Origin of the sequence: Pseudomonas sp. (genome assembly GCF_036387035.1) — a bacterium.
Lineage (GTDB): Bacteria > Pseudomonadota > Gammaproteobacteria > Pseudomonadales > Pseudomonadaceae > Aquipseudomonas.
Map to the genome: position 1 here is coordinate 1 of NZ_DASVUM010000010.1, position 13,836 is coordinate 13,836.

The window sequence follows — 13,836 nt, forward strand, 5'->3', positions numbered from 1 at the left end:
CAGATCGTCTTCGCCGGGTTGTGGGGCTTTATCGTGTTCAACCATTCGCCGTCACTCACCGCCCAGGCCGGTATCGCAATCATCTGCCTCAGCGGGCTGGCCGCGGCCTGGCAACAGCGCAAGAAGGGCGGTTGAGGCGCAACAGTGCCGACAAGCCGGCCACGGCCCGCGTGGTTTTGGGGCAGCGTGTAGACATTAGACACGAGCAAGCTCGCTACCCAAATGGGATCTGCATTCAGCCAATGATTTGGGGTGGAGACCGGCCCTGTGGGAGTGAGCTTGCTCATGAAAAAGCCGGTCCATCGGATGCATTTTCCTCGTCTGTACCGACGTCTTCGCGGCTAAAGCAGGTCCCACCGGGGAATATGCCGCCCCAGCATTCGGCTTTCAGTCGGTCACACTGAATGCACGCAATGCTTTTAGTAGGACCGGCTTCAGCCGGGAAGAGGCCAGTGTGTGCGCAGTCAATTTTGGGGTGTGACTGCTGACGCCTTCCCGGTCCCACAGGGGATATGCGGTCGCAGCATTCGGGTTTCAGCCAGTCAGATTGAATGCACGCGATGCTTTTAGTGGGACCGGCTTCAGCCGGGAAGAGGCCAGTGTGTGCGCAGTGAATTTGGGGTGTGACTGCTGACGCCTTCCCGGCTAAAGCCGGTCCCACACAGGCTGTGTGACAACCCGCCACCAAAAATGAACTGCGCGCTCTCACATGAATTTCGCAAATGTTCGTGTGGTTTGCAGACCCAGATTTCACGTAGAAGCGCATTTTGTAGTACGTTTTTTGAGCAGTGCATTGATGCTCAGGGTTTTCACACAGCCTGCACAGGAGAAATACGCGGCTAAAGCAGGTCCCACAGGGAATTTGCGGTCGCAGCATTCGGGTTTCAGTCAGTCAGATTGAATGCACGCGATGTTTTTAGTGGGACCGGCTTCAGCCGGGAAGAGGCCAGTGTGTGCGCAGTCAATTTTGGCATGTGACTGTTGACGCCTTCCCGGCTAAAGCAGGTCCTACAAGGGAATATGCGGTCGCAGCATTCGGGTTTCAGTCATTCACATTGAATGCACGCGATGTTTTTAGTGGGACCGGCTTCAGCCGGGAAGAGGCCAGTGTGTACGCAGTGAATTTGGGGTGTGACTGCTGACGCCTTCCCGGCTAACGCCGGTCCCACAGGAGGGGGATGCGGTTCGCCAGGGGCATGCAGTCCACCTGAGCGCATAAAAAAACGGCCTCCGTTGCGGAGGCCGTTTTTTTGGTTACGCGGACAATCAGGCAACGATGTCAGCTACGTGCAGCTCCTTCACGCCGACCAGCTGGATTTCGAAGTCAGGGGTCGCGTCGGCGTTGACGCTGCCGTAGAGGATCCCGTCGGCGAAACGCAGTTGCCCGGTAGCGTCGTTGCTGTCGAAGGCGTTGCTGCCGATGAAGGTAAATGCATCGATGCCCGGTGTCTGCGGATTGGCGTCCAGTGCGCTGAAGTCGAGCAGGTCACCTTCGACGCTCTTGAAGCCGTTGATCACGTCGCGCAACACACCTACGCCCATGTCGCCGACCGAGTCGAACACATACGTGTCCGCGCCGGTGCCGCCGGTCAGGGTGTCCGTGCCAGCACCGCCAATCAGCCGGTCGTTGCCCGAGCCGCCAATCAGCGTGTCATTGCCGGCACCGCCGTTGAGCACGTTGGCGCCACTGTTGCCCGTCAGGTTGTCGGCGAAGGCGCTGCCGATCAGGTTCTCGACGCTCTTGAGCGTGTCGAGCCCGGAGCCGCCGGTGTTCTGCTGCGCCGACGTCGACAGCGTGGCGGTGATGCCGGACTGCGCACGGTCGTAGGACACCGTGTCGTTGCCGTCGCGCCCGTCGAGCACGTTGTTCCCCAAGCCTGCGAACAGCACGTTGTCCAGTGCGTTACCGATGCCATTGGCCGCATCGCTGCTGTCGATGTACAGGTTTTCGACGTTGTTGGCCAAAGTGAAGGTCGCCAGGGTGCTATGAACGCTGTCGATGCCGCCCACGGCGCGGTCGGCATTGGTTTCGATCACGCTGTCGCCGCTGTTGTCGACGTAGTAGGTGTCGTTGCCGTTGCCACCGCTCATGCTGTCCGCACCACCGGCGCCGTCAATGACGTTGGCCGCCGCGTTGCCGGTAATGAAGTTGCGCAGTTCGTTGCCGTTGCCGTCGATGGCGGAGACGCCGGTGAGCACCAGGTTTTCCAGGTTCGCGCCGAGTGTCCAGCTGACCGATGCCTGCACGGTGTCGATCTGCGACGGCGAATCGCTGCTTTCGGTAACGCTGTCGAAGGCGTTGTCGACGATGTAAATGTCGTTGCCGTCGCCGCCGCTCATGCTGTCGGCGCCCAGGTCGCCGTCCAGCGTGTCGTTGCCGGACGAACCCACCAGCGTGTCGTCCTGATCAGTACCGAAGATCATGCCGCCTTCGTTTTGCGCACCGTCGAAGATAGCCTGCACACTGTTGTTGTCGCTCGGGTCGCCCTTGAAGCCCAGGTCGTCGGCAATGTAGTCGGCCAGACGCTGACCGACGATCTCGGCCGATTCTTCGTGCAGGTGCCAGACGTCGTCGGGGTAAACCAGCGGGTCGACTTCGTGGCGCAGCGGCAGGTCGGTGTAATCCACCGCGATCTTGACGTCGTCACGCTGGGCCGCGATCGCCTCCTGGATGGCGCGGACATAGCCAACGCCCTCTACGATGCCGGCGATCTTCTCTTCCGAAAAGCCGCGAGCCCGGGCCGCGTCCTGGTCGTAGTGACCGGTTTCCATCATGTACACGTTGAAGTTGCCGAATTGCGCGTGCAGGTAATCGAACACCGACAGCGTCGCGGCCTTGTATGCCGCAGCGGCGGCCTCTTTGTCCGAGGCACGGGCGATTTCCTGCGCGGCTTCCTCGCCCTGGCCCCAGATAATGCCCATGGTCACGTTGTCGATCGATTTCAGCTCGGTGAGCTGGTCGTTCAACAAGGCCACCGCGCGCAACAGGGCCGGGCCCGGCTGATCGGTGTCGGTCAGCCACCAGCACAACTTCAGTTCTTCGGCGCCGAGGGTCGACATGCCGTTGACCGTGCTGCCTCCCACCGCGATGTCGATACCGTTGCCGTCAGCGTCGTTGAACTGGCTGCGCACATCGTAGGTGGTGTATTTGCTCAAGCCGTCGACCAGCATCGAGGTGCCGGACTGGTTGTCGTCTTCGGTCATGCGCAGCAGGCGCGCATTGGACTGGCCGAGGGTGGGCAGGAACAGAATTTCCTGGTCCGCCCGCGTGCCGAAAACGAAGTCGTCCGCGGTCAGGGTGTTCAGGTAGTTGCCGCTCAGGGCGATTTCAAAGCGGTGGCCGTCTGCATCCGGCTGGCTGGACTTGATATAGGTCTTGTCGCCGGCCGCGTTCAGGCTCAGGTACAGCGTGCCGTTGCTGCCGTCGCCCAGGCCGAGAAAGCCCAGGGTCGACACATCGATCTTGTCCACGCCGTGGGTGAAATCGTAGATCGTGTCGGTGGCCGTGACGCCACCCGTGTTGTAGTCGCGGTAGCTGTCCTGGACGCTGGTGTAGCGGAAGGTGTCGGCACCGTCGCCGCCATACAGCGAGTCGCGACCTGCGCCGCCGTCGAGAATGTCCGGCCCGGCGCCGGCGCGAAGGGTGTCGTTGCCGCCCAGGCCGAGGATCAGGTCGGCGCCGACCGTGCCCGCGATGGTTTCGCCGTTGTCGGTGCCGGTGATCGTGCTGGCAGGTGCATCGGCGACGGCCAGGGCGAAGCTGTCACTGACTGACGCGCCCGACGGATCGGTCGCTTTGATCAACAACGAGTAATTGCCGGAGGCCGTGCCGGTCGGCGTGCCGCTGAAGGTCAGGCGCGTGCTGTCGAAGCTCAGCCATTCGGGCAGGGCGCTGCCGTCGGCCAGGGTCGCGGTGTAGGTCAGCGCGTCGTTGTTGCCGTCGGAGAAACTGTTGCTGGTCACGGTGTAGGTGAACGGCGAGTTTTCCGTCGCGTTCTGGTCCAGCAGCGGAATCACCACCACCGGCGCCACGTTGCTCGGCACGGTCTGATTGGCGAAGACGAAGTGGCTGGCGTTCAAGCTGCCGGCCAGGTTACCGGCCAGGGACACTTCGAAGCGGTTGCCGCTCGCGTCTGCCACGTTGTCCTTGATGTAGGTGCGGTTGTTGCTGGCGTTGTAGGTCACCTGCAGCGTGCCGTTGGTACCGTTGCCCAGGCCGGTATAACCCAGGCCCGAGAGGTCGATCTTGTCGGCCGTCACGTCGAAATCGAGGATCTGGTCGCTGGCGCTGGTGGTCGCCGTGCGGTAGCTGTCTTGGGTGGAGGTGTAACGGAACACGTCCGACCCCGCGCCACCGGTGAGCTTGTCCGAGCCGGCGCCGCCGATGAGGATGTCGTTGCCATCGCCGCCATTGAGGGTGTCATTGCCGGCGCCGCCGAAGAGCTGGTCGTTGCCGGTGGTGCCCGTCAGGGTGTCGTTGTTCGGCGTGCCGTTGATCACGCCGGGTGTCACGGGCACGTCCCGCACCGCGAGGGTGAAGCTGTCACTGACAGTGGCGTTGCTGGCGTCGCTCGCGGTGATTTTGATCGCGTAGGTGCCGGAGGCTGTGTTGCCCGGTGTACCGCTGAACGTGCGGGTCGCGGCGTCGAAAATCAGCCAGGCCGGCAGGGCGGTGCCATCCGCCAGGGTCGCCGAGTAGCTCAGGGTGTCGTTGTCCGGATCGGTGAAGCTGGTGCCAGGCACCACGTAACTGAACGGCGTGTTCTCGGTGGCGTTCTGGTCCAGCAGCGGGTTGGCGACGACAGGTGCCTGATTGGCGACCGGCGCGGTGGCGAACACGAAGTTGGCGCTGGTCAGCTTGTCCAGATAGTTGCCCACCAGCGCGACTTCGAAGCGGTTGCCGTCGGCATCGGCGTCCAGCGACTTGATGTAGGTCTTGTCGCCGGCGTCGTTGAGCACCGCATAGACAGTGTTGTTCATGCCGTCGGCCAGACCGGTGAAGCCCAGTTTGGACAAGTCGATCTTGTCCGCGGTGACGTCGAAATCGGTGATCACGTCGCCCAGGTTGGCGCCGCCGGCGTTGTAGTTGCGGTAGCTGTCGGTGCGGCTGGAGAACACGAACGTGTCGGCACCGGCGCCGCCACTGAGGGTGTCCTGCCCGGCGCCGCCGTCGAGCCGATCGTCACCGGCACCGCCGGCCAGGCTGTCGTTCCCGCCAAGGCCCAGCAGGGTGTCGGCGGAATCAGTGCCTTGCAGCGAATCATTGCCGGTGGTGCCAGTGAGGGTGCGGTTGAAGATGAAATTGTCGGCGGTCAGCGCGCTGACCAGATTGCCGGCCAGGATCAGTTCGAAGCGATTGCCGTTGGCGTTGGCATCGTAATCCTTGATGTACGTGCGGTCGTTGCTGGCGCTGTAGCTCACCTGCAAGGTGCCGCCACGCCCGTTGCCCAGGCCGGTGAAGCCGAGGCCTGCAAGGTCGATTTTGTCCTGCGTCGGGTCGAAGTCGGTGATGGTGTCGTCGAAGCTGGTGGTCGCGGTGCGATAGCTGTCGGTTTCGCTGGTGAAGCGGAAGATGTCCGCGCCCGCGCCGCCCGTGAGTTTGTCGATCCCGGCGCCGCCGACAAGAATGTCGCTGCCGCCACCACCGTTGACGGTGTCATTGCCTGCGCCGGCGTAGAAGATCTCGTTGGCGTCGCTGCCCAGCAGGGTGTCATTGCCATCGGTGCCCTGAACGGCGACGACGGGCACGGTTGCGCTGACGTAGCTGCCATCGCCATACACCAGCGTGTCGCCTTTGGTGGTGTGGGTGATGGTGTTGCCGATGATGGCGTTGCGGTCGGTGCCGTCTTCGTTGCGTTCGGCCACGCCATAGGTCGACAGCGCGCTGCCATTGATGGTGTTGCCCTGAACGGTGTTATCGCTGCCGTTGTAATACTTGCCCGAAACGCCGTTGGTGTCGTCGTAGGACTGGATGATGATTTCGGGCACGCCGCCGCCCAGCGCGTTGTTGCTCAGGGTGTTGTGGGTGACGTCGACGTTGTTGCTGCCGTAGATGCGCACACCGGCGCTGCTGTTGTCGTGGATGTCGACGCCGCTGAGGGTGACATCGCTGGAGAGCTTGATCAGCACGCCTTCGGCGCCGTTGCCATAGACTTCGCCGCCGGTGATGGTGATGTTGTTGGGCGAAGGAATGTTCTCGCTGCCGCGCTGCACGACGATGCCGCCGCCACCGTTGCCATAGGCGACGTTGTTGGTGAGGCTGAAATCGTGGCTGCTGGTCACCACGTTGAAGCCGTGGCGGTCGTTGTCGTAGGCGATGTTGTTTTCGAAGGTGCTGTCGCTGAGGAAGTCTGCGACGAAGCCGTCCAGGCCGTTGCCGTGGGACACGCTGTTCTTGATGACCATGTTCACGGTCTGTTCGTGCGGGTCGAAGCCGTAACCGGAGCAGTCCTTGATCTCTACGCCGTCGAGCGTAACGTTGGAGTCGTAACCTTCTTTACCGGGAATGTAGCCGTTGAACCAGCCGTCGATCTTGCCGGTGGTGTTGTCCCGGTTACCGTCGATGGTCAGGTTGCTCAGCCCGAAGTCGTGGGTTTCTTCGCCATAGGCGGAGCGGATGACGCCAGTGATTTTCGTGTCCGAGCCGTCGGCCACCTTGATGTTCGACACGCCCATGCCGTCGCCGTACATGTACACATTGCTCTTGAGCATGAGACAGCCGTCAGACGGCTCCTCGCCTCCGGAGACGATGAACGTCCCGGGCGGTACATAGACTTGTCCTCCGCCGGCAGCCGCAGCCGCATCGATTGCTTGTTGAATGGCCGCGGTGTCGTCGGTGACGCCATCTCCTTTGGCGCCAAAATCTTGGACGTTAAAAATCATGTACTTATCTCCGGTCACAGGCTGAGGTCATGCTGTGTGCCAATTTTCAATCGGCTTGCACGCAGGTATGACCTACCGGAACGGAAAAGTTGTGGCCGTACGTCGGGAAACCGTCGTTTTGTGACGACTGGCTCATTTTTACTGGATGTTGCGTCATTGAATTGACGATAGCGGCCTGTGCTTTTCTGGCACTGCACCGGCCGTAAGGGGGAGATGCTTTTGTGTTTTCCATCATTTTAGCGGTGTGACGACCGGCGCCTTCCCGGCTAAAGCCGGTCCCACAGTGTTCGCGTTCAGCCAGTCCCACAATGCTCGGATTCAGCCAGTCCCTCACTGTTCGGTCTCAGCCAGGCCCTCTGGATGTACGCGATGCTTTTTTAGTGGGACCGGCTTTAGCCGGGAAGGGGGCAGTGCGTGCGCCATCGATTTTGTGGTGTGACGACCGACGCCTTCCCGGCTAAAGCCGGTCCCACAGTGTTCGCGTTCAGCCAGTCCCACAGTGCTCGGATTCAGCCAGTCCCACAGTATTCGCGTCCAGCCAGTCCCACAGTGTTCGCGTTTAGCCAGTCCCACAAAGTTCGCGTTCAGCCAGTCCCGCATAATTCGGGTTGAGGCAGTCCCTCTGGATGTACGCGATGCTTTTTTAGTGGGACCGGCTTCAGCCGGGAAGGAGCCAGTGCGTGCGGCATCAATGGCGCGTATTGACGCCAGCGCAGGTCCGGCTGTCCATTGCGCAAGCCTGCAGTGAAGGGGTTCAGGCCACTTCGGCCGGTGCGCAGCGCAGGCAGTCGCGGCCTTCGCCCTTGGCGGTGTAGAGGGCTTTGTCGGCCATGGCGATGAGCGCTTCGGCGCTGGTGTGCGGGGCGCTGGCGACGGCGACACCCAGGCTGATGGTGACTTTGGCGCCGTCGCCCAGCACCGGGTGCGGGACATTCAAGGCGGACACTGCAGCGCGCAAATTTTCCGCCAGTGCCCTGGCCTGGGACGGGTGGGCGTGGGTCATGAGCACGAGGATTTCTTCGCCGCCGAAGCGGAAGGTCAGCGCGTCGGCTTTTTGCGCGGCGCGCTGGATCACGCCACTGAGCAGTCGCAGGCAAGTGTCGCCCTGCAGGTGCCCGTAATTGTCGTTGTAGGATTTGAAGTGGTCGATGTCCAGCAGGATGACCGCCACATTCATCGGCACTTCCCTGGCCCGACCCCACAGGGAGATCAGCACCTCGCCCTGAAAGCGCCGGTTGAACAGTTGCGTCAGCGAGTCGATACGCGCCAGCTCCATCAACTGCGTCTGCAGCAAACGCCCGCGCAATGCGAACAGGTAACTCAAACGACTGCCGTGCTCCAGAAACCACGACGCCATCAACAGCAGCGCCACCGTCGACCCGAACAGCAGCGCGTTGGCCTGCCAGATCTGGGGGCCGGCGAAGTCGGCAATGTAGGTTGTGACCAGCTGAACGGTGAACATGCTTACCATCGAAACCGCCGCGTAGCGCACCGGTAACTGCTGGATCACCGTGCAATACACCATGATCATCAGCATTCCCAACTGATAATGCAGCCGGAACGGGCTCTCGCTGTAGACCATCACCACCAGTGGCAGCACCGAGCACAACACCGTGCCAGTCGCGGCCGCGGTTTCAATGACATGGCGTGAAGTGGTTCGACGAATCAAAATCAATAGAAAGATGAACAGCGGGGTGATCAGACAGACCCGGCCCAGTGCGACGTAGGCAAACATGTCGTTCAGGCTCAGCCAGTCGCTGACCATGAACAGGTTGTAGATCAGGCTGCCGCCCAGGCCCACTGATGTCAGGAAGTGCCGTCGTTGCTCTACCGTTTCGGTCTCGTAGCGACGTTCCAGTTCGGCGCTGAACCGCAAGCCGCGAAAGCCCGACGCAATGGTGCGATCGACTTCGGCAAGCAACTGCGCGTCTTTGGGGTCGGGCCGATCAGGGACGAAGGAAAGCATGTTGCACCAAAAGGGTGAGTAGACCGGACTATGACACCTTAATGATGCCGTAGTGCCATCATTTCGTCGGAACGCTCGTCTCCGGCACTGTTTTAATAACGTGTTCGCGAAAAACGCCCCGGTTTGGGTCAGATTCGGAAACTCCCCACCAGTTGCGTCAAGCGAGACGACTGGCGTTCCAGGTCGGCACAGGCGCGCAGGGTGGCTTGCAGGTTTTCCACGCCTTCCTGGTTGAGGGTGTTGATTTCGGTGATGTCGACGTTGATCGCTTCGACTACCGAGGTTTGCTCTTCGGTGGCCGTGGCGACGGACTGGTTCATCGCGTCAATTTCGCCGATGCGCACGGTCACACTCTCCAGGCTGGTGCCGGCCTGATTGGCAATGCTCACGCTTTCATGGCTCTCGCGTTGGCTGTCGTTCATGATCGCCACCGCTTCACGGGCGCCGTGTTGTAGCTCCTCGATCATTTTCTGAACCTGGCTGGCCGATTCCTGGGTCCGGTGAGCGAGGCTGCGGACTTCGTCAGCCACCACCGCAAACCCGCGCCCGGCTTCCCCGGCACGCGCCGCTTCAATGGCCGCGTTGAGCGCCAGCAGGTTGGTCTGCTGAGAGATACCGGTGATGACTTCCAGAATCTGGCCGATGTTGGCGGTCTTGGTGTTGAGCTGCTCGATCTGCTCGCTGGCGCCGCTGATGCGCGTCGACAGGCGGTTCATCGCCTGAATGTTCTGACCAACCACGGCCTGTCCGCTGGACGCCATGTTGCGGGCGTCGCTGGAATGCCCGGACGCCATGGCGGCGTTCTGCGCAATTTCCTGAGCCGCCGCGCCCAGCTCGTTGATGGCGGCCGCGACACTGCTGGTGCGGTTGGCTTGCTGGTCGGAGTTGAGCATCGAGGAGTTCGACGCGCTGACCACGCGCAGCGCGACTTCGTTGAGCTGCACGGTGGAGGAGGCCACTTCGCGCATCGAGTCGTGGATTCGCTCCACGAACAAGTTGAAGCCGTTGCCCAGATGGCCGAATTCATCCTGGCTGAGGATCGCCAGGCGCTTGGTCAGATCACCTTCGCCTGCGGCGATGTCGTGCATGGCGCGGCCCATAGTGTTCAGCGGGCGCATCAGCACGTTGAGCAAGACGCCCAGCAGCAGGATGATCAGTACGACGGCAATCACCGTGGCGATGATTGCCGAATTACGGAAATCGCCCAGCGCGGCGTAGGCCTGGGCCTTGTCCACGGCGATGCCGACATACCAGTGGACCGAGGGCAGGCCGTTGACGTGGGCGAAGGTGATGACTTCGGTCTTGCCGGCGTGCTCGCTCTCGCTGGTGTCCTGGGACAACCGCGGCGTGGCGTTGGGGTAAACCTCGGCCAGGGTCTTCATCACCAGCGAGGTGTCCGGATGCACAAGAATACGACCGTTGGCGTCGACCAGAAAGGCATGGCCATCGTTCTGCAAGCGCAGGGCGCTGATCATCTTCACCAGCACTTCCAGGCTGAGGTCGCCGCCGGCTACGCCGGTGACGCCGGACGTCCCTTTGACCGGTGTGGCGATCGTCACGATCAAGCCCTTGGTGACTGCGTCCAGGTAGGGTTCGGTCAAGGTGGTCTTGCCGGCCTTAAACGCGTCGGTGTACCACGGCCGCGTGCGCGGATCGTAATCGCCGGGCATGTCGTCCGGCGGCTGCGTCACGAACGAGCCATCGGCTTTACCCAGGTAGATGCTCATGAACGTTGAGATCAGCGTGGGTTGGCCAAGCAGTCGATTGAACACCTCGGGGGAGGGGGACACGGCCGCGCCCTCGGCGACGTTTTCCACCAGCAGGATGCGTCCCGACATCCAGTTCTGGATATTACCGGCAGTGCTTTCGCCCATCTGGTTCAGACTTTCCCTTAACTGAGCCTGGATGGCAGTGCGTTGCAGATAATCGTTATAGAGGGTGAACAAGGTAAACGCGGCGATTACCACCAGCGACGCCGCCAGCAGAATCTTGTGGCTGAATTTCAGGGATTTGGTCATGCCGTACGAGCCTTAAAGGTAGAGCCGGGAAGGATTGCAGTGTGTCTGCCGGTTCTATCGGCGGGCGTCTTGATAGATGAATACCTTCCTGAACGAAACAGGCCCCTGTTTGAGTGGAATCTGACCATCGGTCGAGCGCCCTGCGGAGGACGCGAGGCTGGAGCTCGGCTGCGCAGCACACTCGGCGCAAGGTTGGAGCATCAGCATCAGCAGATGCGCAGGTTGATGCCGGAGTCTCCCTCTGATTGATCAGATTTACTGAGGCTCAGCAGCAGAGATATCCGCTTTTACCGCGCTTCGTTAAGGTCAACAATCGGCTCCTGTCATTTCCCAGCCAAGGACCGAACATGAGCCTCTCGCCGTTCCACCTCGCCATTCCCGTCTACGACCTGGCCGCCGCGCGGCATTTCTATGGTGATGTTTTCGGTCTGCCCGAAGGCCGCTCCAGCGAGCAATGGGTTGACTTCGATTTCTACGGCCATCAGTTGGTCATTCATGAGCACCCGAAAACCACTTCTCAGGAATCGGTGCACTCAAACGCCGTCGATGGGCACGACGTGCCGGTGCCGCATTTCGGCATCATCCTGCAGTGGGAAGAATGGGAAGCGTTGGCCGAACGTCTTCGCGGGCGCGAGACGAAGTTCGTGATCGAACCCTACATTCGCTTCAAAGGCCAGGTGGGCGAGCAGGCCACCATGTTCCTGTTCGATCCGTGCGGCAATGCGCTGGAGTTCAAGGCGTTCAAGGACATGACCCAACTCTTCGCCAAGTAGCCTTCGCACAGCGGCCATTAGCCCGTGAGCCTTGTGCCCATCCGCGGTCAGCGCGCCGGGTGTTCCAATGTTTCGATCAAGCAGCGGCGAAACAGGTCCAGCAGCGGCGTATGCCGCTGCAGGTACTTGGTCACCAGCACAATCTCGCGGAAGAAAGTCATCTCGCCCAGCGCGATGATCCGCACGTCCTCGGCATGCTCCAGCCATAAGCCGGCCATCGGCACCAGCGACACGCCAAGCCCGGCCCGAACCATCTTGACGATGGCATCCAGCTCGTCCAGCTCCAGGGTTTGCTTCACCTCCAGCTTGCGCTCGCGCAGGAACCGGGTGACCCGGCGACCGCCGAACGAACGTTGATCGTAGCGAATGAAAGGATGGTCGCTGAGGATCTGCCGAGGGTCGTCGCCTTGCAGGTCCGAGGGCGTTATCAACACGAACGGCTCCCTGGCGATGACCTCGGCGTGGAGTTCCTTGGGCAGGGCGAACGGCGGCTTGATCATGATCGCCAGGTCGAGCTCGCCGGCATCCACCTGGCTGAGCAGGTTCAGCGAAACCCCGGGGACCAGGCTGACTTCGATAAAAGGCGCCTTGCTGCGCAGCGCCACCAGGGCCTGGGGCAACAGACCGGTCTGCGCGGTGCTGATGGCGCCGATGCGCAGCGCGCCGCGGAAATCATTGGCGCTGTCGGGGCTGCCCATGCGCCCGAACAATTGCAGCATTTCTTCGGCCAGTGCCACAGCGCGCTGCCCGGCGGCGTTGAGGGTGGCGGCGCGGCCGGTGCGGTCGAAGAGGGTGACGCCCAGCGTGTCCTCAAGGTTTTTGATCTGTGCGCTGACCGCCGATTGCGTCAGCCCGACTTCACGTCCCGCCGCGGCAAAGGTGCCCCGCCGCGCGACGCAGACGAAGGTTTTCAACTCTCTGATCATCGTCAGGTCCTGGAGGGGATTGCGCATAAGTGCGGGTCGGCAGCGGATATTACCCAGAGCCGCCGACAAATAAAAATGCCGCCTCAATGGGCGGCATTTTTATTCGCATAACCGTTAACGGTAGCGTTCAAGCCAGTGCGCGTACGGCGCAGGCAGGGTCCACGACGCTTTGTCGACGCCCAGCTCTTTGGCGGCGAAATACGCCCAGTGCGGGTCAGCCAAGTGCGCGCGGCCAATTGAAACGAGGTCCAGCTGACCGTTCTGCACAGCAGCCTGCGCCAGCTTCGGATCGCCAAAGCCCCATGCCGACGTCACGGCAATGTCGGCTTCGCGGCGCACGCGCTCGGCAATCGGGCCCATGAAGGCCGGGCCCCACGGGATGTTGGTCTCTGGAATGGTGAAGCCGACGCTGACGCTCAGCAGATCAAGCCCGCCCGCCTTGAAGCGGCGCGCCAGTTCGATGGACTCGGTCAGGGTCTGCTCATCACGGCCGTCGTACTCGATCACACCGAAGCGCGCGGTCAGCGGCAGGTTTTCCGGCCAGACCTCACGCACGGCCGCGAGGGTTTCCAGCAGGAAGCGGCTGCGGTTGTCAAAGCTGCCGCCGTAGGCATCGGTGCGCTGGTTGGAGTGTTCAGAGAAGAAGCTCTGGCCCAGGTAGCCGTGGGCGAAGTGCAGCTCGATCCACTCGAAGCCGACTTCACGGGCGCGGCGGGCGGCGTCGACGAAGTCCTGTTTGACCCGGGCGATGTCGTCCAGGGTCATTTCCTGAGGGACTTTTGGCAGGTTGGCGCCGAACGCGATAGGCGAGGGCGCAATCGTCTGCCAGCCGCGGGCGTCGTCGGCGGCCATGTGGTCATCGCCTTCCCAGGGACGGTTGGCGCTGGCCTTGCGACCGGCGTGGGCGATCTGGATACCCGGGATCGAGCCGGCTGCCTTGATCGCTTGCACCGCAGGGATGAACGCCTGGGCGTGTGCATCGCTCCAGATACCCGCGCAGCCCGGGGTGATGCGGCCTTCAGGGGATACGGCAGTGGCTTCAACGACCACCAGGCCGGCACCGCCGCGTGCCATGCTCGCCAAGTGAACGTGGTGCCAGTCGTTGATGACGCCGTCGTCTGCCACGTACTGACACATCGGAGGAATGGCGATGCGATTGCGCAGGGTCACGTCCTTCAACGTGAAGGGTTCGAACAATGCAGACATGTAAATACTCCTGATGATTGAATTCGCTTGTTCGATAGTATTCGAAATATGGCCAAGGATGAAAC

6 protein-coding genes and 2 pseudogenes are annotated in these 13,836 nt (G+C 61.7%); 2 read left to right on the forward strand and 6 right to left on the reverse strand.

Annotated features, from left to right (window positions below; genetic code table 11):
- Positions 1–135 (forward strand): annotated as a pseudogene (locus VF672_RS00730) (EamA/RhaT family transporter); the annotation flags it as partial.
- A gap of 1,131 nt (positions 136–1,266) precedes the next feature.
- Here VF672_RS00730 and VF672_RS24470 read toward each other — a convergent pair.
- The 4 genes and pseudogenes from VF672_RS24470 to VF672_RS24490 all read right to left on the reverse strand — a co-directional run.
- Positions 1,267–6,882, reverse strand: coding sequence for a putative Ig domain-containing protein (locus VF672_RS24470; RefSeq protein ID WP_349256910.1), 5,616 nt, complete (start codon positions 6,880–6,882; stop codon positions 1,267–1,269).
- A 754-nt stretch (positions 6,883–7,636) separates the two neighbouring features.
- Positions 7,637–8,848 carry a GGDEF domain-containing protein gene (locus VF672_RS00750; protein WP_331100363.1) on the reverse strand — a complete coding sequence of 404 codons (1,212 nt, stop codon included), beginning with the start codon at positions 8,846–8,848 and terminating at the stop codon, positions 7,637–7,639.
- A 128-nt stretch (positions 8,849–8,976) separates the two neighbouring features.
- A complete protein-coding gene (locus tag VF672_RS24485; protein WP_414705551.1) occupies positions 8,977–9,816 on the reverse strand; it encodes a methyl-accepting chemotaxis protein in 840 nt (279 codons plus the stop codon).
- Positions 9,817–9,831: 15 nt separating this feature from the next.
- A pseudogene (locus tag VF672_RS24490) lies at positions 9,832–10,866 on the reverse strand (HAMP domain-containing protein); the annotation flags it as partial.
- Between the two features lie 347 nt (positions 10,867–11,213).
- On the opposite strand from VF672_RS24490, the gene VF672_RS00760 reads away from it, so the two are divergent.
- Positions 11,214–11,639: a VOC family protein gene (locus VF672_RS00760; protein ID WP_331100367.1), complete on the forward strand. Its 426-nt coding sequence runs from the start codon at positions 11,214–11,216 to the stop codon at positions 11,637–11,639.
- A gap of 47 nt (positions 11,640–11,686) precedes the next feature.
- On the opposite strand, the gene VF672_RS00765 is transcribed toward VF672_RS00760, so the two are convergent.
- Both VF672_RS00765 and VF672_RS00770 read right to left on the reverse strand, forming a co-directional pair.
- Entirely contained in the window at positions 11,687–12,565 is an 879-nt protein-coding gene (locus VF672_RS00765) for a LysR family transcriptional regulator (protein ID WP_331100368.1), read from the reverse strand.
- Positions 12,566–12,679: 114 nt separating this feature from the next.
- Positions 12,680–13,771: an NADH:flavin oxidoreductase/NADH oxidase gene (locus tag VF672_RS00770; protein WP_331100370.1), complete on the reverse strand. Its 1,092-nt coding sequence runs from the start codon at positions 13,769–13,771 to the stop codon at positions 12,680–12,682.
- Positions 13,772–13,836 lie beyond the last annotated feature (65 nt).